Raw genomic sequence first — 20,042 nt, forward strand, 5'->3', positions numbered from 1 at the left:
GAGGTGGTTCCTAAATGGCCCAGTGCCCCCGCCGAAATCACTTCCCCGGTGCTGTCGAAAGTGTAATCAGCCCCGATAGCTTGCGCGTTGTCCTCAATCACGTACATATCATTTGCCTTACAAAGATCGAGAATAGGCTCCATTTCGGCGCATTGGCCAAACAGATGAACAGGCACCACCGCCCTGGTTTTGGCCGTAATTGCCTGCTCCATATTCTGAGCGGTGAGGTTGAATGTCTGCGGGTCCACATCGACCATGACCGGCACCAGGCCCAGCAGGGCGATCACTTCTGCTGCGGCTACGTAGGTGAAGGCCGGAACGATCACCTCGTCGCCCGGACGCAGGTCGAGCGCCATCATGGCCAGTTGCAGGGCGTCGGTGCCGTTGGCGCAGGAAACCACCTGCCCGACGCGGAGGTATTCTGCCAATGTTCCTTCAAATTGGGCTACTTGCGGGCCCTTGATGAAGGCCGTATCGTCGATACAGCGCTGCATGGCGGCATCCACGGCGGGCTTGATGCGCAGGTACTGCTGCTTCAAGTCCACCATGTGAATGGGGGTGGTAAGTGCCGGTTCGGCGTTACGGGCTGGCCCTTCTATGTTAGAACTATGCTTCAAATCGGAAATGCTATTGTTGGGTTGTCGGCGGGGCACCCCACTACTAGCTAATAACTTAGCCTCTACTGACTACGGGCCTTGTGATAAAATATGTTTTTAAGAATTTTTTCCAAATACGCCATATCGGTCTTGAACGGGGCCTTTTCGTAGGATTCCAGGTACCTTAACTCCGACTGCACGATCTCTTCAAAGTCTTTAGGCAGATCGGCGTAAAAGGGTGGAAGCAAACCCGGCTTGTATTTTGGGCGAATGGCCCGCAGATTCTCAGGATACAAACTAAAATAATGCGCACTAATGGGTCGAACGCCGATCAATTTAATGTCGCCCCGTAGCAGGTTGTAGAGCATCGGCAGTTCGTCGATCCAGTATTTTCGGATAATTCGCCCGCCCGTGCTTACCCGGTAGTCGTTCTTAAACTTTCCGCCCGCGTCGAGGCCGTTGGTCCGGTGCATATAAGACTGGGCATATTCGGCGTAGGGATGCATCGATCGAAACTTGTAGACGGTAATAGGCTTATTGTTTTTGCCCATCCGCTGCATCGAAAAGAGTACGCCCTCTTTGGGCAAGGGGGCGTAGGAACTGGGAGCTACGTCGTCATGGGGCTGAGCGATAAAGAGCGTATGGGCAGGATTTTCCAGAATATGGACAAGGTCAAAACCGTGGTAGATAAGTCGGCCCATGATCTCGGACTTGGACATATCGACCGGAATGCCCAGCAGACGGCTCAGTTTTCGCAGTCCTTTGAGCTTGGGCAACACGCGTCGGCCCAGGAAGTGAACAATATAGTATATTTTGAAGATGTAGGCCGGGTACCTGTCCTTGACGGCGTTCTTGATATTTTCGGCGGTCGTGACTTTAAAGGCAAAGTATTGCTGCTTCGACAGGCTTGCCCGCACCTTAGTGAAAATCTGGGCAGGATCGTGCGCCTTGACCATCAGCCCATCCAGCAAAATATGCTTGATGCCGCCGGGCAGATCCTCGTGGACAAGATGGGGTTGGGAAATGGCAAACCACTCAGATGGTGCGGCAAGCTTGGCCAGGTATATGGCAGTCTCATCCGTAAAGTCCAGGGTAAAATTTGAAGCGTTCGGAACATGTGCCCCCAACCCGGAAGGCTCAGCGAGGGCATGAGAGACTTCTCTTGCCTGGAAAGAGGGGATAGAATAAGTATTCATACTGAGGACGTCTGACAAGTGTGTGATACTATCTGTAAAAAAAAGTCAACAATTGAATTAAAATCTCAAATCGACTTTCCCCTTTTCAAAAATGGCCTTAAGGTCAAATACGATCGAATTGTGATCCTTCCGATACGATTCGATGGGCAGGGCAAAAAATTCCCGGTGGGCCACAGCCACCACAATGCCATCGTAGCGCTGACCCTCGATGCTATCGGTGAGGGCAATTCCGTAATCACCCTGCACTTCGGCGGGCAAGGCCCAGGGATCGTACACCTCCGTTTCCAGGCCAAAATCTTTCAGCTCGCGGTACACGTCCATCACCTTCGTATTCCGAATATCGGGGCAGTTTTCCTTAAAGGTAATACCAAGGATCAGCACCCGGCTTTTCTGGAGTACCAGTCCATTCGCGATCATGGCTTTGAGTAATTTCTTGGCGACGAACGCCCCCATGCCGTCGTTGATAGCCCGTCCCGATGAAATTACTTGTGGTATGTAGCCCAGACTCTGGGCTTTGTGCACAAGATAGTAAGGATCTACGCCAATGCAATGACCGCCCACCAGGCCAGGCGTGAATTTCAGGAAGTTCCATTTGGTGCCGGCCGCTTCCAGCACTTCAGTCGTGTCTATGCCCATCCGGTCAAACATCAGGGCCAGTTCATTGATGAAGGAGATATTGATGTCGCGCTGGGCGTTTTCGATTGCCTTAGCTGCCTCGGCTACCTTCATGGAGGGTGCCTTATACACCCCCACCTCAATGATTGAACCGTACAGTTCTTCCAGACGATCCGCCGTTTCGGGAGTAGAACCCGAAACGATTTTCAGAATCTTGGTCAAAGTGCGCTCTTTGTCGCCAGGGTTGATTCGTTCGGGGGAATAACCGCAGAAAAAATCCGTATTGTACTTCAGGCCACTTTGTTTTTCAAGTATCGGGACGCACACTTCTTCGGTGCAACCCGGGTAAACCGTAGATTCGTACACCACGATGTCTCCCTTTTTCAAAAGCTTGGCCACCATCGTAGAGGCCGCTATCAGGTGTCCGAGATCTGGTTTATTGAACTGGTCGATCGGCGTCGGGACGGTAACGATGTAGATCTCACAGTTCTTCAGGTCTTTCGTTTGACAGGAAAGAGTTAAATTCAAAGCTAATTCGAGCTGCTCTTTGCTTACTTCCCGTGTATGATCAACTCCATCCATGAGTTGGGAAATACGCGTACAATTTGTATCAAATCCAACTACCTCTCTACGCTTACTGAACTCGATTGCCAAGGGAAGCCCCACATATCCCAGCCCAATAACCGCTATTTTATGATGCTCGCTTGATCTCATCAATGGGATGATAGGTTTGTAGTGGTAGTGGTGAATAAAAAAATTGGCATAAAAGTAGATTCAAAAAGACGCTTTGGCCACGCTTTTTAAGCTTAGAGTGAAATTTTCGTTTATTTTTAATAAAATTAATATTAAAAATCCTATTATTACGCTCTAAACCTACTTGTTTTTTTCCGGGGTTTAAATCTTTGGCCGTGCAAGATCGGTGATTTATAGCTATTCTTCCCAAAATTTTATAATATAATTATCAACCGGTACATAGAATTGTAATTTTTTTGAAAACAATGCGTTTGTAGCTCTTCATCCAAAAGCACCTTATACGAAGCTGTTTAAAGTTTTTAAGTATTTGATAAACAATAGACTTGTGTTTCAGTCTTTTGACTCAGTTTAGTAAAATATTTTTGGACAATGAAACTCTTTGATTCAGGTGGAAATAACTAACTGGCTAATTGTGAGCTATCTAAGCAAATCCAAAATAACTTTAAACCAATTCTACTTCTAAAATGATTTGACAAGTTGCGGTGGCGGCTGAGCGTCAGCGGGATATTGGACATTTCAGCTCCGGCCTCTAGGTTTGCACAGTGGTAATATTCCAAGAATCAGTAATTTTCTGAAAGAAATACAGAGCTGATTCAGCCGGCCGGCCGGCCGGCTGAATCAGCTCATATATCGCTAACCTTGCCGAGCGACAGGTTATCGCAGCGGCGCCCCTCCCCGTCCAGCTTATCATTATGGCAAGCTACCAAATCCTGGAATATTACCGACCTCCAAATCTTATAGGCCGTCGCAGTGTCCTTCTTGCTCTTGCGGAACCAATCTCGGTCGGAGAGGATGACCAGCCGCATCAGCTATCCGATTGTAGACTATCCTGTCGTTGGTGTAGATGGTGGCCCGATTGCGGCCGTGTTCTGGCAGGTTCTTCAACAGCCTCTTGGCTCCTTCCTCACCGCAGTCACCAATGACCAGGGCCATCAAAAAAGCAGGGCCACCAGCTGTCGCAATCCTTGAAAGCTTTGTCAATTTCGTCTGGGGTATTGACGATGGCTACTTTTGGAAAGCGGTGTTTCAGCATTTTCTCCACGCCATTTCCAATGTCGGAAGGCCACAACCGGACTTCCGATTCCGGCAGGTGCTTTTCCAGCAGGGTAAGCACGCCGGGGGTATGAGCAATGTCGCCGATGTTGACCGTTTGCCAGGAGGAACGAAGCAGGATCGCTTTGCCGCGGCCGGTTACGGTGCGTGACGTTATTCCAGCCACTGAGTCCAGGCTGGCAATGCACCCTGCCAACAGCGGGAGTGATTTGAGAAATTCGCGGCGGTGTTTTTTGTTCATTATCACTGGGACTAGGGAGTGTGCTTTGTATTTTTCGCACATGTGTTAGGAGGTATGTAGGAGGTATGTGAGTATAAAGCGAGTCAGCGGCACCTATACCCTACGGATCATAAAGGGCTACAAAAAGTACTGCCGTCCCACTTTGAAAGACTCAATTATTTCAAAAACACCTGAGCCGAGTTCACTTTTGTGAGGTAATATTGTCTTCCCAACTTGGTAGATAGTGAATGAATTCCTCATTTTTAACCATATAATGCCTCTATGAGCTGCATCTGGACGGGCCTGAACTTCTTTCCACACTGGGTGAGAGGCTCCTAAGCATTCAGCGCAATGGCGCTGGTCGTCTATGACAGGCCGGACACTTGCATAGGATTGGCCAGGGCCGCAGCTCAAATGTCGGTCTCGTTAACACGGACGTTTTTTTGCCCGGCTTCTCTTCCTTTCTCGATGGCCTACGGCGTCTGGTTCTCCGGCTTGCCCAGCAAGAACTCCTACCGTACCTTCTCGGCCAGTGCCTTTTTAGTACGGGCGGAGATCACCTCCTGCTGGTTCGCCAATCAGATTGTGCTGAGCTGTCGTTACCATCGCCCCGATGGTCAGCGTGTTAGCCTAGGGCATATCGGCGCACACGAAGGCGACCCGAGTCGTGTAGGGTGAAGGTGAAGGCCGTGTTGCAGATCAGCAGGTCTAGCCTGGCGATCAGCATCACGGCTCCTTCGCTTTTGCAAACGGCGATGGCCCTCAGCTTGGGCTGGTCGTTGCGCTTGCCCGGCTCAATATCCTTATACTCTACAACGATCTTGCCCCGTCTGCGGGTGAAGGCCTCAACCCCGGTGCCCTCCTGACACTATCAGCAACACAACAAACCTTACTTTCACATTAAAATTTCTCAAAAAAAACACAACATGCTGTAAGTGGGAAATCAGGCTGGTATGTCTTATGTTATAGGCAAACATGATGAAAGACCCAAAAAGTGTGCGCCAAGCGATCCCAATCAGCCTATGTCTCAACCAGAAAATATTCAGTCCGATCTACCTTTTCGGGAGAATTTGCCTTTGCTACAGCACGGCGGTCTCAATTCTCCGGCACAGCCATTGGTCGAATCGGATGAAATCTTCTTGAAACGGGCCATAGACGCTTGTCCCGATAAAGGCATAGAGTTACTCTACCGACGCTACTTCCAGCCACTGTGCAGCCATGCCATCAAATACGTCGGCTCCAAGACAGTGGCCGAAGACCTGGTATCGGAAGTATTTTATGAGTTCTACCGGAACGCCTCCTACACCCATATTACAACATCGTACCGCTTCTATCTGTTCAGGGCAGTGAGAAACAGGGCCTTCAATCATGTGCAAGGCAACCTCAGGAAAGCAGAAATCCTGGCCGATTTGTACGATACCAACGCCTCGCACAGCGAAAGTCCCGAGGCCATCAGTCAGTTCGAGGAATTGTACCAAGATGTCCAGAATGCGGTCAATTCACTGCCTATCAGTCGGCGGAGGATCTATATGATGAACCGCTTCGAGGGCAAAAAATACCAGGAGATTGCCACTGAATTGGATATTTCGGTTAAAACGGTCGAGGTGCAACTTTATCGCGCCAATAAATTTATCCGCACACTCCTCAGGAGCAAATGGCTTCCTTTTTTACTACTGTCTATACTCACTTAACATCCACTCTGATTCACACCAGATTCAAGTGGTTTTTTCTTTCGCTTTTTTTTAGTGAAACCAATAGCATCAAATGAATTCCATGATCACCAAAGAATTGCTATTCAGCCATTTCACGGGTAAAACATCGGCGATGCAAAAGCAATCGATCGACGAATGGGCCTTGATCAAGGCCAACGAGGAACTTTACTACAAATGGCTGGAAGAATACGAAGCCAAACATCCAGAATACCCTGCTGACATCGACAAGGCTATTTCCAACTACCGTCATTTTTTGGAACAGAATCGAAAGAATGCATTCGCTGAGAAACCGGGGGATATTATTGACCCGGTAAAAAAGGGGCGACGGTGGCTGCTTGCTGTTGGAGTGGCTGCCTCCCTATCGATTATTCTGCTCGTTTTTGGGATGAGAAATACCGAATTATGGAAATACAGGACCCTAAGGACCGGCTACGGTAAAACGCGCACTGTGCAGCTGTCCGACGGCAGCCGCGTTATCCTCAACGCCAACTCTTCCCTGAGAATCCCCAGATGGGGCTTTGGTAAAACCAGCCGGAATGTATTATTGGCGGGCGAAGCTTCCTTTTCGGTGAAGCATATCGCCACAAACCAAAAATTCGTCGTTCAGACCGCCAAAGAGTTCGAGGTAGAAGTGCTGGGTACCGAATTCACGGTCTTCGCCCGGGATCGGGGCACCAGGGTCGTCCTCAACAAAGGAAAAGTGCAGATCAATCTTCGGGAGGGCCGCAGCACGCGCAAGATGGTCATGAAACCGGGCGACCTAGTCACACTTGATAAAAATAGCCACATCGAAAAGAAAAGTATTCCTAAGCCCGAAATTCTTTCCGCCTGGCAGAGTCATCGTTACGAATTCGATAAGACGGCGTTGCAGGAAATCGTGTACCTGCTTCAGGAAAACTACGGCCTGGAAGTGGAGGTCGAAGATAAAGGTCTGCTTTCTCAGACGGTGTCGGGAAGCCTTACGGTCGATAACGCCGACCACATTCTTGAGTTAATCGAAACAGTGCTTGGTCTAAAGATCACAAAGGACGGGCACAAGGTTCACATTTCGCAAAACAAACAATAACTACCAAACCCAACCAAACATGAAACGAAGATTTTACCCGAGTTGGCAAGCGGCAGCATTGGCCCTGCTTTTGGCGGCGGGCGGACAGCTTTGCGCTGCCCAGCCCGCTTACGCCCACATCAAGCAAATTGACAAAGAACGACAAAGCCAGCCCAAAACGGTCTCATTGAAGGAGGCACTGGGCACGCTCAAAGCGCATTATGGTGTCGATATTGTCTTCGCCGACCGTACCGTAGAATTATTCAGGGTTTCCGCTGACGTTCTGGATTATCAATTGACGATAGAAAAGAATCTGTCGAATGTACTGAGGGCGAGCGGGTTGAAATTCAAACGCATGAAAAACGGTTCTTTCGCGATTCTCGGAGTGAAAGCGGCCGAACGACCTGCCGAACCCGCGCAATCTCCCGCCAATTCCTCCGCGAATACCGGAGCCACCAGTCAATTCCAGGAAAGCAATCTGCTCGCTGCCGCCATACCTGCCGCCCTGGACCGAAAGATTACGGGCCAGGTGAATGACGAGAAAGGGGAGGCATTGCCCGGCGTAAGCGTGATTCTCAAGGGCAAGACCCGTGGCACAACCACCGACCAAAACGGGGCTTTTTCCCTGGAAATCGAGGAAGATAGCGATGTGCTGATTTTTTCCTATGTCGGGTATCGTTCCAGGGAAGTGGAGGTGGGAAACCGCTCGAACTTCAGTATCATTTTGGAAATAGACGACAAACTTCTGAATGAAGTCGTGGTTGTGGGTTACGGTTCGCAAAAACGGGCCGAACTGACCAGTGCGGTGTCGTCGGTCAAGGGCAAAGATTTGGAAAATATTCCCCTGGCCAGCGTCGATAACTTGTTGCAGGGCCGGGCCGCCGGGGTGCAGGTCAGCCAAAGCAGCGGACAGCCAGGTGGTGCCCTTACGGTGCGGATCCGGGGGAACACTTCGGTGCAGGGCGGCAACGACCCACTCTACGTGGTGGATGGGATTTTGATTCAGTCGAACAGCGTGGACCAACTGGCCGACGGCGGGTCGGGTAGTAGCCCGCTGGCCGACATCAATCCAAACGATGTGGAATCAATCGAGATTCTCAAAGATGCCGCTGCTACGTCTATTTACGGAGCCAGAGCTGCCAACGGGGTCGTACTTATCACCACGAAACGAGGCAAGGCGGGCGCACCGAGCATCAAATTCAGCACGTACATGGGTAGCCAGCAGATTACCCGCACCATCTCCCAAATCAATTCCGATCAATACCGGGAGTACGTGCGCGAATCTTGGGCCAATTCGGGTCGGGATATTCGCTTGGGCGATCCGATTGCGGCATTGGACACCGTCAATTACAATAAAGATTTCTACTGGCAGGATGCCCTTTTCCAAACCGCACCCATCAAGAACTACGAACTTTCGGTGAGCGGTGGACAAGATAAAATCAATTATTACCTCAGTGCCGGATATTTCAGTCAGGATGGAATTTTAATCAATTCGAAGTATGACCGCATAACGGCCCGTTCCAATGTAGAGTACCGCCCTACGAACCGCTTTACGGTGGGTAATACCTTTACTTACAGTCATAGTAACAGCAACCGCGTCAGCGAGTCGAATACCGACTCGCGGGGGGTCATTTATCGTACCCTGAGCCGCACTCCGACCGATTCGCCTTACGACGCCGCTGGTAATCTGTTGCCCAACAATACCATTACGACGCTGGTAGCCTCGTACTTAAAAACCGGTTCTAATCGACTCATCACCAATTTGTATGGCGACTATGAGATACTGAAAGGACTACGGTTTCGCTCGTCCATCGCCCTTGACTATTTGGCGTTTAAAGAAGACCGTTTTTACCCCTCCTTTATTTTCTCTTTCGGGACGGCGAAGCGTACTGGAGCCGCGCAACTGACGCAGCAACTCAACTGGATTAACGAAAACACGCTGACTTATACGCGGCAATTTGCGCAGAAGCACAACGTGACGGGGCTGCTGGGGTACAGTCAGCAACAAAACAACACTGAAACGATCGGTGGAGAAGGCTCGCTCTACGCCACGGATTTGATTCCGACACTGAACGCAGCCCCCCAGCGCGACAACCTTTACACAACCAAAACGGTGTACGGTATTGCCTCTTACTTTGCCCGCGTCAACTACGATTATGAGGGGAAGTACCTCTTTAGTGCCACCGCCCGCTACGACGGCTCATCGCGCTTTGGGGCCAACAACCGCTTTGGTTTTTTCCCGTCGGCATCGGTGGGTTGGCGCATTTCTGAAGAAAGCTTCCTCAAGGGTAATCAGCACATCAATGATCTGAAACTGCGGGCCAGTTTAGGCAAAACCGGGAATCAGCAGATTGGCAATTTCGTGTCGAGGGGGTCACTGGTTATCGGAGCCAACTACAACGGGCAGGGTGGGGTCGTACCAGCTAGTAACGGGCTGCCCAACCCCGACTTAAGTTGGGAAAGCACCACCCAGTGGGACATAGGGCTCGACCTGTCGCTGTTCAACAGCCGCGTGACGTTTACCACCGACTACTACCACAAGCGCACCGACGATTTGCTTTTCAACCAGGTGATTCCAACCCAAACGGGCTATAGTTCTATTGCCGTCAACCTGGGCTCAATTGAAAACAAAGGCTTTGAGTTCGAATTCTCGACCCGCAACCTGACCGGAGCGTTCAAATGGACAACGGCGCTGAACATGGGCTTCAACCGGAACAAAGTGCTTAGCCTGCCCAACAGTGCCGACATTATTGTGGGGCAATCCATTCTACGGGTGGGACAGCCCATCGGCAGTTTTTACGGCTTTCAGCAGCTACGGGTATTCCCTACGGATGAGTCCAATACCAATCAGCTTCGGTACAATAACGCGAGTGGGTTTGTCTATAAAGGGGGAGACGTAGAATTTCTTGATGCCAACGGCGACAACGTCATCAATAACAGCGACCGGGTGATTTTAGGCAATCCAAACCCCGATTTTACGGGTGGCTTCACCAATAATTTCTCTTACGCTGGCTTTGATCTGAGTGTGTTTATCAATTTTTCATTCGGTAACGACATTTCTAATCTGGTTCGGCGCGACCGCGACAGCCACCGACTCGGTACGGGCGCCGGTGCCTCAACTGACGTGCTGACCCGCTGGCGAAACCCCGGCGACATCACTGATTTTCCCCGGATTTATGTGGGAGACACCCGGCAAAATGGACGGACTAACTCCTCCTATTGGCTGGAAGATGGGTCGTTTGCCCGGCTTAAGACGGCTTCACTGGGCTACACGCTGCCGGTTAAACTGATTTCAAAAATCGCCATGAAGTCAGCCCGCCTGTATGTAACGGGACAGAATCTGCTGACGTTTTCGCGCTACTCTGGCTTCGATCCCGAAACAGTCAATACCTCATCCAATGCCAACGGAAACGCGATTCAGTACGGGCTTGATTTGGGATATTATCCTATTGCCCGATCGGTTATTATTGGGATCAATGTGGGCTTCTGACCTTATTTTTTTACCTGTTCAAGACTTTTTTACGTATGAAAAATAACCTCAAATTAGTGTTTAGTAGCTGTGTACTTGCAGGTTTGCTCACTGCCTGCGATGTACTCGACACCAAGCCGGTGGACAGCATCACTCAGGATAATTTCTGGAACACGCCCGACGAAGCCACGGCGGCCGCTGTGGGTCTCAACGACGGGATGCAGGATGCTACGCAGTACGTTGGTGTGTGGGGCGATTTGCGGGCCGACATCTTCAGCAGCAAACGGGGAAATCTGGTTCAGAGCTTGGTTGATGTGATGCTGAATAACATCTCACCGGGCTCAGAATACAGCAGCTGGACGCGGCTGTACACCGTTGTGGGCCGGGCTAACTGGATGTTGGCCAACCTGCCCCGCGTATCGGGCTTAAGCCAGAAACTCCAGGACCAGTATACCGGTGAGGCCGCGTTTGCGCGGGCGTTCTGCTACTATTATGCCGTTCGGCTCTGGGGCGATGTGCCGCTCATTACCCAGCCGTACACCTCGGCTACGGCTGATTTTTTGCAACCCCGCAACCCTAAAGCGGAGGTGCTGGCTCAGATTGAAAAAGACATCGACCTGGCCATTTCCAAATTGCCGGATACCTACAGCACCCTGACCGATACCAAAGGACGGGCCACGCGCTGGGCTGCTTTGGCTTTGAAAACGGACTTCTCCCTTTGGATGGCTAAAGTAGAGGGTAAGACCGATTATTATCCGAAAGCACTGGCCACCGCCGATCAGATTATCAAGTCCGGGATGTTTAGATTAGTAACCGGGGCCGCGTATGCCGATTTATTTGCGGTTAAAAATCAATCGGAAAGCATCTACGAAATTCAGTTCAATAATTCGCAGAATGAACTTCAGGAAGTTAATTCGCCCGCTTCGCTAACGTCCTATGGCCCGTTCAGCGCGACCAATCGGCTACTGATTCATGAAAAACTGCTGGCTACCTTTGAACCCAATGACCTGCGCGTACCGGCTATCACACTCGATGTGACCAGTAGTTCGCCGAAGTATATCAAATACCGAGGTTCACCCACGGGCGTTCAGCAGCTCACTTTTTTTGATGCCAATATCATCATTTACCGGCTGGCTGACATCATTCTACTCCGGGCCGAGATGCTCAACGACCAGGGCCAGACCGCAGCCGCGCTGGCTGACCTGAACCTGATTCGCAGCCGCGCCGGCTTGCCCCCCAGCACAGCCACTACACAAACTCAGTTGAAGGATGCCATCCTGAAGGAGCGATACGTAGAACTCTGCGCCGAAGGCAAACGCTGGTTCGACCTGATCCGCAACGGCGTTGTCACCCGCGAACAACCGCTGATTACCGATCCAGGCAATTACCTCTGGCCCATCAACGAGGGGCTGTTGAATGCAAACTCCCAACTCACCCAAAATCCGTTCTACAACTAAACCGCCTGATGCCATGAACAAACACCGGCTCTTAATAGCAATCATCCTGATGCTGTGCGTGGGGTGCCAGACCTCCTTCAAATACGAACCGTCTCCCACCCGGCCCAGTGGCAAATTAGATACGAACATCATCGATTTTCTAAAAAGCCGCCCCGATGCCTTCAGTTTGCTGTCGCAGGCCATTGACCGGGCCGGGCTGACCAGCACCCTCAGCAGCGGAACTTTTACGCTTTTTGCGCCCGATGACCCGGCCTTTAAAGCCTTCCTGGGTACCAAAAAACTGGAAGACATTCCGGTGGAGGACCTGCGGAAAACCCTGTTGCTGCATCTACTGGATAAGAAGGTTCTATCGCAGGATTTGACACTCGATATTACACCCTATCCCTCGCAGTTGACAGGCCGGAGTGTTAACCTGAGCCGGAATGTTTCGTTCACCGTCACCGTAAATGGCAACAGGGTGTTTGTTTCCAACCTGGAACCAACCAACGGCGCTATTCACGTCATTCCGGCGGTACTGCGTTGAACCTGCTGACTATCCTATAAAAAAGACCAAATCCAATGGCTGGAAAAAGTAAACTGGACTAACATGAACAGAAGGGAGACCATAAAATTGATCGGGATAGGCTCTTTGTGTGCCTCAATTCCCTTCCCTAAACTTTTTGCCGGTTCCCCGGCCCACAGGCACAGGAGCGATTTTTTCCTATCCCAAAAAGAAGACGTTTTACAGTTTTTGAAAACTACCCGGTATGAGGGTGAGGGCTGGGGACGCTGGAAATACAATGTGTTGATGGACCGGAAGTACGGCCTGGAATCTTCGGCAATGGGTATCACAATTCTGGATATGCTGGGCGAGTTGACCGCAGTACCCCAGGCAGACAGGAAACAGGCTGCTGCGTTCTTCCAGTCAACCTGGAACCCGAAAGAACTGTACTACATCGATCCCCTGGTCAGCGAGCCAGATCGCATCAGCGATTTTCATTCGTGGGAACACATTTGGGCGCATATGTCCGGTGCCGCGCAGGGCGCGCTTCGGCTGCTGGGCGTTGAGCCAAGGTCAAGGGGCGACAAAGCCCCTTTCGTAGATTTGACGAAGGTGGATGTTCGGGACTGGATGTTGAGTCAGGACTGGTCGAACCCGTGGGGAAACGGAGAACGATTTACAAGAGTCATCCGATTTTATTGGGAAAATCTACCCGCCAGCAAAAAAACGTTGACCGAGCCAACCATTCAAAAAGCGTTCGCCACCCTGGAAGAACATATTCTTGACCCCAAAACCGGACTGCCGATAAAGCGCGGGTGTGAAAGTATGGAGCGGGGAATGGCGGGTCTGTTCAAGCTGATGTCCGCCTACAGGATCGTGGGGAAAGAGGTTCCCCACGCAAAAAACGCGCTGGACTCGGTGTTGGCGTTGCAACAGCCCAACGGACAGTTTGGCGAAGGAGGAAACTCCCCCATGACCATCAACTGGGACGCGATGAAGGTATTGAAAGACCTGAACCAGCAGTTAAATTACGGCTATCGGTTTGCCGAAATACGCGATGCGGGCAACCGGATGGCTGATTTCCTGTTGAAAGTCCACAAGAAAAAAGACGGCGGTTTCTCGTATTTCCCTAGGGAATGCGCGTCGGTCCATAACTCAGTGCGCATATCCGAAAAGGGGGCCGTGGGCGATATGGAAGGGACGAAGTTTAGCCTGTACTGCTTTTCTTACGCTGATGAGTGGAATGCACACCTCATGAAATGAACAGGAAAATAAAATTCACCTTCCTTATCGCGGGATTATGCTTTTCCCAGGTCGCTTTTTCCCAAAAAAGCCAAGCCGACGAGCTGCCTCTGACCGATTACGTGGCGCAGATAGACAGTCAGTTTGCCAGCGTACCCGCCTGGCTATGGGATTTGTACGAGCCGTCCTCGGGTGGTTTTTACGAGAACATCGCGATGCGGCGGCAACCAGAACGATTTGGCCCCGACATCCAATCGACCATGCAGGCCTTAAACATGCTGGCGGATTGTGGCTACCCAGCCGGGCAACTGCCCGACTCAGTGCGTCGGCAGGCGATTCACTATTTCCAGTCGCGACAGGATTCCAAAACGGGCTTTTTTGTCGATCCGCACTACCCGCAGGCCCTGAAATCGGAACGGGTGCTGGGGCGGCTGGTAGCCTTTTCCACCACATCGCTCAGCGCGCTGGGGGCCGCGCCGCTTTATCAGCTGCCGGGCGAGCAGGCCAATTCGTCGGCGACGCTGTGGTACTACTCGTCCCCCGACTCCCTGGCCAAGTGGCTGGACAACCTGCCCTGGCAAAAGTCGGCCTGGACCGCTATGGACGCCATTTCGTCGCAAAAATCCCTGCTAACCACCCTGCCCGAGGCGAAGCGGAAAGCCTTCGCCCGTCAGATGTACGACTACGCCCTGGCCCGGCAGGACGCCGACGGTTTCTGGGGACAAGGTCAGACGCCGGAGATACGGCTCTCGGGTACGGTGAAGTTCGCCTGGTTTTGCCGGGGCGTCGATTTGCCGCTCCCCAACCCTAAGAAAATCTACCAGAGTATCCTGGCCTGGTACCGCGCCAGACCCTCGGAGCAAGAGGCTTTCAAAAGCGGCACTACCGTTCCGGGAAACGCCATTGGTTTGCTGGGCGAACTCATGGACTATCTGCCGCAACCATTTCCGCCTGAGGATCTGTCGCTGGTATTGGCCGAATCGGTCGCTATGACCAAAGCCTTCAAAACCCCGGACGGCGGATTTTGTCGCCAAATCGGTTCCTACTACGCTCGCCCCGACGATATTGCCCCGCCTTTGGAATACTTCGATGAGCCGATGGGCGATGTGAACGGGGCCAGCCAGTTGAGCCGGGTGCGCCGCTGGATCCACGCGCTTGCGGGTACACCCCTGCCGGACAACTGAAAACCTTTGGAATTGAACTGAACTACTAATTCAAAAAGTAATGATCCGTCGTAATTTTCTCAAAAACAGCTTATTGGGCAGTCTGGGAATGGCCGCCTTCCCGTCGATAAATTTCTTCCCCACCGAAGACTTCCCAGTTGAGCGTATCACCGACGGTGCGCACCCGCACTGGTTCGGCTACTACGACAAATTGCAGATCGATCCCACGGGCCGCTACGCACTGGGGATGCAGGCCCCCTTCGAGGGCCACACGCCTGGTCCCGACGACCAACTGGAAATCGGCCTGATTGATTTAAAGGACAACAACAAATGGCGCAAGCTGGGTACTTCCAACGCCTGGGGCTGGCAGCAGGGCTGCATGCTGCAATGGCTGCCCGACTCAAAAGAGGAGGTCATCTGGAACGACCGCATCGACGGGGCTTTCAAGAGCCGCGTTCACAACATCAAGACGGGCAAGGAGCGAATTCTTCCCAAAGCGATCTACGCCCTGGCCCCCAACGGCAAGTTCGCCGTCGGCACGGAGTTCAACCGCATCCAGAACCTTCGACCCGGCTACGGCTACGTGGGCATCGACGATCCCTACGAAAAGGAAAAAGCTCCGTCGGAAATCGGGCTGTACCGCATGGATTTGAAAACGGGCAAACACGAAATGTTGGTAACCTTTGCCGAAATGGCCGCTATCCCGCACCTCGGCGAGGACGTTACCAGCTACTGGCATTGGTTCAACCACCTGCTCATCAGTCCCGACAGCAAGCGGATGCTGTTCCTCAACCGCTGGCGGAAGAAAGTAGAGGAGCAGGACGGCGTGCCGACCACGCCCTTCATCACCCGCATGGTGACGATGGACACCGCCGATGGCGGCGACCGCTACGTCATCGACCCTTCCGGCGACACCTCGCACATCATCTGGGATGGCCCCGACCGCATCCTGGCCTGGACCAAACCCGTCGGTAAGGAGTGGGGTTTCTGGCTCATGGAAGACCACACCCAAGACAGCGAGCACATCGGCGCGGAAGCCATGACCGTCAACGGCCACAACACCTACATCCCCGGCACCAACAACGAATGGGTACTCAACGACACCTACCCTGACGGCGACCGGATGCAAACGCTCTACCTCTACCATATTCCCACCAAGCGGCGCGTGATTTTGGGCAAATTCCTCTCGCCGCCGCAGTACAAGGGTGAGTACCGCTGCGACCTCCACCCGCGCGCCAACCAGCAGGGAACGGATGTTTTCTTCGATTCGACCCACGAGAAACTCGGAAGGCAGATTTATCGAGTAAGTATTGAAAAAATCATTCGCGTATAGCGGGTGAAATTAGAATTCCGGGATCTGTTTGTGCTACCGTTAGTGCGAATTATTGAGGGCAAATCCGGCGTATTTTCCGCCAAGTAATGCCGGTAATGGTGGCTTTGTTACAATCTGGCCTTTTCAATTTAAATAGGTTTATCACCTACAACTATGTATAATTCCTGGCTCCGGAAAGCTATCACGTTATTTTTGTTCGGTTTGTCGGGCCTGGTTTCGGCCCAGCAAAGTCAGCGGATTTATCTGTCCGGCACCGATAAAGACCACTCCGTTCCCTGGGATTTCTTTTGCACCAAAGGCATGAACAGCGGCCGATGGACGAAAATTGCCGTTCCTTCCAACTGGGAACTCCAGGGCTTTGGTAAATACAGTTACGGGACACAAAACCGGCAGGACAGCACCAAAGCCGACGAGACGGGGCTGTACAAACACAACTTCACCGTTCCGAAGGAGTGGAAAAGCCAGCGGGTGTTTATCGTTTTCGAAGGCGCCATGACCGATACCGAGGTTACGTTCAATGGCAAATCCGTCGGTGAAACGCACCAGGGCGGCTTCACTCAGTTCCGGTACGAAATAACCCCGTTTATTAAAATAGGCCGCAACCTGCTGGCCGTAACGGTACACAAAGAATCGGCCAACCGGTCGGTGGACGTGGCCGAGCGGCACGGCGACTTCTGGGCCTTCGGCGGCATCTACCGACCCGTTTATTTAGACATTGTTCCGCAGCAGTTCATCGAGCGCGTGGCCATCGACGCCCAGGCCGACGGTCAGTTTTTGGTCGATGTGTTTAGCTCAAACGCAACGGCTAATCAAACCCTCACGGCGCAGGTGCAAACCCTGGCGGGGGACAACGTGGGCGCGGCTTTTTCGGCGAATACCGACCCCGCCAACCCGAAAACGACGCTGAAACAGGCGTTTCAGAACGTGAACCAATGGACTGCCGAAACGCCTGCGCTCTATCAGGTGGTGGTCTCGCTGGCCGGGCCGGGCGGGGTTATGCACACGCTTACCCAGCGATTTGGCTTCCGCACCATTGAAGTTAGAAAGAGCGACGGAATTTACGTCAATGGCCGAAAAGTGATGCTGCGGGGCGTAAACCGCCATACGTTTGTTCCCGAAACGGGCCGAACCACCAGCAAGACCGTCAGCATCGACGATATTAAGTTGATGCAGGCTATGAACATGAACGCCGTCAGGATGTCGCACTACCCGCCCGACGTTCACTTCCTGGATGCCTGCGACTCGCTGGGGATGTACGTGCTGGACGAGCTGACCGGCTGGCAGAAAAAATACGATACGCTCGTGGGGCAGAAACTAGTAAAGGAACTGGTTATTCGGGATGTAAACCATCCGTCCGTCCTGTTCTGGGACAACGGTAACGAGGGCGGCTGGAACCGGGGCCTTGACGATGATTTCGCCAAGTATGACCCCCAGAAACGCCCGGTGTTGCACCCCTGGGAGCGGTTCGGCGGCTTTGAAACCAAACACTACATCACCTACAATTACTTAGTCAATTCAGCTCTGTACGACCCCGACATCCTGATGCCCACCGAGTTTATGCACGGCCTGTTCGACGGCGGACACGGGGCCGGGCTGGACGATTTTTGGGAACTCATGCTCCGGCATCCGCACAGTTCGGGCGGCTTTTTATGGGTCTTTGCCGACGAAGGGGTGATGCACACCGATAAAAAAAACGCCGATGGTTCGCCGGTCATCGACGTGTTTGGCACCAACGCGCCCGACGGCATTGTTGGCCCGCACCACGAGAAAGAAGCCAGCTTTTATACCATCAAGGAAATCTGGCCGCCGATTCGAATCACCCGCACGCACCTGCCCCGGCAGTTCGAGGGGAAACTGGCGGTCGAAAACCACTATTCGTTCACTGATTTGAGTCAGTGCCAGTTTAGCTGGCAATTGGTGTCGTTTCCGCAACCCACCGATTCATCTACTCGGGCCATTGTCAATCAGGCCGGTACGTTGCCATCCAAGTCTGTTCCGCCCGGCGAAACGGGCTATCTTGACCTGAACTTACCGCCCAACTGGACCAATAGCGAAGCCCTGTATCTGACCGCCACCGACCCCAATGGCCACGAGTTGTTCACCTGGTCGTGGCCAATTTCCGCATCCGATGAAACGGCTGCGAATACAGTGGTTTCGTCGGCTTCTCCGTCAGGTGCCGGGGTAAGCGAAACCGATACGTTGCTGACCGTTCAGACGGGCAGTCAGGTCTATACGTTCGACAAAACGACGGGCTATCTGATGAACCTGAGTAACTCAAAATCGGACATTGTCCTGGCGAACGGACCAATGCTGGCGGGCGTAAACATGACCCTGAAATCGTTCCGGTATTTTGCGGGTAAAACCGGTTACGAGGTTATTGCGAAGTACGATGGGGGCGGCAACCAGTTTACGGCCCACTGGCTGCTGGTGGCCAACCAACCGGCCGAACTGACCTACGAGTACGTGCAGCGAGGAGAGGCTGATTTATGGGCATCACGTTCGATTATCCCGAAAAACTCATTACGGGCATGAAATGGTTGGGCCGGGGTCCGTACCGGGTCTGGAAAAACCGCCTGAAAGGCATGAAATACGGGATCTGGCACAAAGCGTACAATGACGCCATCACGGGCGAGGATTTCGAGTACCCGGAGTTCAAAGGCTATCATGCCGATGTGAAGTGGGTAGTTATCGAAACCAAACAGGGCAATTTCACCGTTTCTGCCGACGATAAAATTCCGTTTTTACAAATGCTGCAACCTGGTAAAGCCAAAACAGCTACCAACGATAACACAAATCCGGCATTTCCGACGGGAAGCATTGGCTTTTTGAACAGCATCAGTGCTATCGGCACTAAGTTTCAGGCGGCTACCCTGATGGGTTCGCAAAGTCAGAAAAACACGATGCTGAATTATACCCCAATCAGCGGCAAACTACGGTTTAATTTTCTACCGGAGCTTGTTGTAAGTAACTAAGTGGGGCATATGCACTCCTGCTAAATTCCCCAGCCCCAACTAGCACTGAATCACTAGAAAATGAATCGGTCCGACAGGACTTTATTTTTATATATCATTCTTAAAACAATCACAAAACTCCATGAAAATCCTGCTCGCTTCTGTTTTCTTTTGCCTGTTCCTTTTCAATGTTTCGCCCCCCCCCAGGAAACTGCCAAAAGGTGTTCAATTTAAAACAGAAACTCTTGTCCGTAAAGGCAACTTTGGCGATAACTGGTGCATGACCTGGGGGGCTGATAATAATATTTACACGATGCTGGATGACGGGAACGGCTGGTGGGGAAACAAAGAAAAAAATAACAAACTCCCGGATTGGCAAGGGTCAATGATGCTCCAAATTCAGGGCGATCAGAATTTCGAAGACAAGGATGTTAAAAAGATGGCGGGATGGCCTGTCAACCCCGTAACGTCTCCGCTTTACGCATACGGCACGCTATCCGTTGAAGGTACAATTTATGTCTGGCTCTGGAAAAGTGAAACCGATACCTGGTACCGGCGTCCGGTTGCCAACCGGTTACTGTACACCAAAGACTTGGGCAAAACATTCTACCGTTCGGACGGTCAATTGGAAACCGCCGAAACGTTCAACGAATTCGATTCCACGTCCTTTTTCTTTTACAAAGAACAACCCAAACAAAAGGTTGACCGCGATGCCTATGCCTTTAACTGGATCGAGTTTTGCCAGAACGGGAAAGA

General features: G+C 52.0%; 17 protein-coding genes. 12 read left to right on the top strand and 5 right to left on the bottom strand.

The features are described 5' to 3' along the window. From ACEW8P_RS14780 to ACEW8P_RS14800, 5 genes are all read right to left on the bottom strand, one after another. Window positions 1-617: DegT/DnrJ/EryC1/StrS family aminotransferase (locus tag ACEW8P_RS14780; protein WP_373513849.1), on the bottom strand; the 617-nt coding region annotated here is incomplete at its 3' end. A 62-nt stretch (window positions 618-679) separates the two neighbouring features. After that, the gene (locus ACEW8P_RS14785; protein ID WP_373513850.1) at window positions 680-1,792 is read right to left on the bottom strand and encodes a sugar transferase; all 1,113 of its coding nucleotides are present in this window, start codon (window positions 1,790-1,792) and stop codon (window positions 680-682) included. A 57-nt stretch (window positions 1,793-1,849) separates the two neighbouring features. Beyond that, window positions 1,850-3,121 (bottom strand): nucleotide sugar dehydrogenase, encoded by a 1,272-nt coding sequence (locus ACEW8P_RS14790; RefSeq protein ID WP_373513851.1) that lies wholly within the window; start codon window positions 3,119-3,121, stop codon window positions 1,850-1,852. Window positions 3,122-3,783: 662 nt separating this feature from the next. Further along, window positions 3,784-3,966, bottom strand: coding sequence for a hypothetical protein (locus ACEW8P_RS14795; protein WP_373513852.1), 183 nt, complete (start codon window positions 3,964-3,966; stop codon window positions 3,784-3,786). Between the two features lie 107 nt (window positions 3,967-4,073). Beyond that, entirely contained in the window at window positions 4,074-4,454 is a 381-nt protein-coding gene (locus ACEW8P_RS14800) for a hypothetical protein (protein WP_373513853.1), read from the bottom strand. 393 nt (window positions 4,455-4,847) lie between these two features. Here ACEW8P_RS14800 and ACEW8P_RS14805 point away from each other — a divergent pair, with 393 nt between their 5' ends. The 12 genes from ACEW8P_RS14805 to ACEW8P_RS14860 form a co-directional block, all read left to right on the top strand. Beyond that, window positions 4,848-5,111: a hypothetical protein gene (locus ACEW8P_RS14805; RefSeq protein ID WP_373513854.1), complete on the top strand. Its 264-nt coding sequence runs from the start codon at window positions 4,848-4,850 to the stop codon at window positions 5,109-5,111. 344 nt (window positions 5,112-5,455) lie between these two features. Next, window positions 5,456-6,124, top strand: coding sequence for an RNA polymerase sigma-70 factor (locus tag ACEW8P_RS14810; protein ID WP_373513855.1), 669 nt, complete (start codon window positions 5,456-5,458; stop codon window positions 6,122-6,124). 73 nt (window positions 6,125-6,197) lie between these two features. Continuing rightward, window positions 6,198-7,211 (top strand): FecR family protein, encoded by a 1,014-nt coding sequence (locus ACEW8P_RS14815; protein ID WP_373513856.1) that lies wholly within the window; start codon window positions 6,198-6,200, stop codon window positions 7,209-7,211. 19 nt (window positions 7,212-7,230) lie between these two features. After that, entirely contained in the window at window positions 7,231-10,680 is a 3,450-nt protein-coding gene (locus tag ACEW8P_RS14820) for a SusC/RagA family TonB-linked outer membrane protein (RefSeq protein WP_373513857.1), read from the top strand. A gap of 35 nt (window positions 10,681-10,715) precedes the next feature. Then, window positions 10,716-12,116: a RagB/SusD family nutrient uptake outer membrane protein gene (locus ACEW8P_RS14825; protein ID WP_373513858.1), complete on the top strand. Its 1,401-nt coding sequence runs from the start codon at window positions 10,716-10,718 to the stop codon at window positions 12,114-12,116. A gap of 13 nt (window positions 12,117-12,129) precedes the next feature. Beyond that, complete coding sequence (locus tag ACEW8P_RS14830; protein WP_373513859.1) at window positions 12,130-12,639, top strand: fasciclin domain-containing protein; 510 nt, start codon at window positions 12,130-12,132, stop codon at window positions 12,637-12,639. A 207-nt stretch (window positions 12,640-12,846) separates the two neighbouring features. Beyond that, a complete protein-coding gene (locus ACEW8P_RS14835; RefSeq protein WP_373513860.1) occupies window positions 12,847-13,860 on the top strand; it encodes a hypothetical protein in 1,014 nt (337 codons plus the stop codon). Further along, window positions 13,857-15,023 (top strand): hypothetical protein, encoded by a 1,167-nt coding sequence (locus ACEW8P_RS14840; RefSeq protein WP_373513861.1) that lies wholly within the window; start codon window positions 13,857-13,859, stop codon window positions 15,021-15,023. The genes ACEW8P_RS14835 and ACEW8P_RS14840 overlap by 4 nt, the downstream gene beginning before the upstream one ends. Window positions 15,024-15,063: 40 nt before the next feature. Further along, complete coding sequence (locus ACEW8P_RS14845; RefSeq protein ID WP_373513862.1) at window positions 15,064-16,335, top strand: hypothetical protein; 1,272 nt, start codon at window positions 15,064-15,066, stop codon at window positions 16,333-16,335. 153 nt (window positions 16,336-16,488) lie between these two features. Continuing rightward, entirely contained in the window at window positions 16,489-18,867 is a 2,379-nt protein-coding gene (locus tag ACEW8P_RS14850) for a glycoside hydrolase family 2 TIM barrel-domain containing protein (RefSeq protein ID WP_373513863.1), read from the top strand. Next, entirely contained in the window at window positions 18,822-19,307 is a 486-nt protein-coding gene (locus tag ACEW8P_RS14855) for a hypothetical protein (protein ID WP_373513864.1), read from the top strand. Before ACEW8P_RS14850 ends, ACEW8P_RS14855 begins: the two co-directional genes overlap by 46 nt. Before the next feature lie 121 nt (window positions 19,308-19,428). Continuing rightward, window positions 19,429-20,042, top strand: a 614-nt coding sequence (locus ACEW8P_RS14860; RefSeq protein WP_373513865.1) for a hypothetical protein, incomplete at its 3' end; no start/stop codon positions are given.

The sequence above is a fragment of the Persicitalea sp. genome, assembly GCF_041751555.1.
In the GTDB taxonomy this organism is placed as follows: Bacteria; Bacteroidota; Bacteroidia; order Cytophagales; family Spirosomataceae; genus Persicitalea.

Coding starts and splice junctions, on each gene's coding strand:
- ACEW8P_RS14785 (WP_373513850.1), bottom strand. CDS start 1,792: ATGAATACTTATTCTATCCCCTCTTTCCAGGCAAGAGAAGTCTCTCAT.
- ACEW8P_RS14790 (WP_373513851.1), bottom strand. CDS start 3,121: ATGAGATCAAGCGAGCATCATAAAATAGCGGTTATTGGGCTGGGATAT.
- ACEW8P_RS14795 (WP_373513852.1), bottom strand. CDS start 3,966: ATGCGGCTGGTCATCCTCTCCGACCGAGATTGGTTCCGCAAGAGCAAG.
- ACEW8P_RS14800 (WP_373513853.1), bottom strand. CDS start 4,454: ATGAACAAAAAACACCGCCGCGAATTTCTCAAATCACTCCCGCTGTTG.
- ACEW8P_RS14805 (WP_373513854.1), top strand. CDS start 4,848: ATGTCGGTCTCGTTAACACGGACGTTTTTTTGCCCGGCTTCTCTTCCT.
- ACEW8P_RS14810 (WP_373513855.1), top strand. CDS start 5,456: ATGTCTCAACCAGAAAATATTCAGTCCGATCTACCTTTTCGGGAGAAT.
- ACEW8P_RS14815 (WP_373513856.1), top strand. CDS start 6,198: ATGAATTCCATGATCACCAAAGAATTGCTATTCAGCCATTTCACGGGT.
- ACEW8P_RS14820 (WP_373513857.1), top strand. CDS start 7,231: ATGAAACGAAGATTTTACCCGAGTTGGCAAGCGGCAGCATTGGCCCTG.
- ACEW8P_RS14825 (WP_373513858.1), top strand. CDS start 10,716: ATGAAAAATAACCTCAAATTAGTGTTTAGTAGCTGTGTACTTGCAGGT.
- ACEW8P_RS14830 (WP_373513859.1), top strand. CDS start 12,130: ATGAACAAACACCGGCTCTTAATAGCAATCATCCTGATGCTGTGCGTG.
- ACEW8P_RS14840 (WP_373513861.1), top strand. CDS start 13,857: ATGAACAGGAAAATAAAATTCACCTTCCTTATCGCGGGATTATGCTTT.
- ACEW8P_RS14845 (WP_373513862.1), top strand. CDS start 15,064: ATGATCCGTCGTAATTTTCTCAAAAACAGCTTATTGGGCAGTCTGGGA.
- ACEW8P_RS14850 (WP_373513863.1), top strand. CDS start 16,489: ATGTATAATTCCTGGCTCCGGAAAGCTATCACGTTATTTTTGTTCGGT.
- ACEW8P_RS14855 (WP_373513864.1), top strand. CDS start 18,822: ATGGGCATCACGTTCGATTATCCCGAAAAACTCATTACGGGCATGAAA.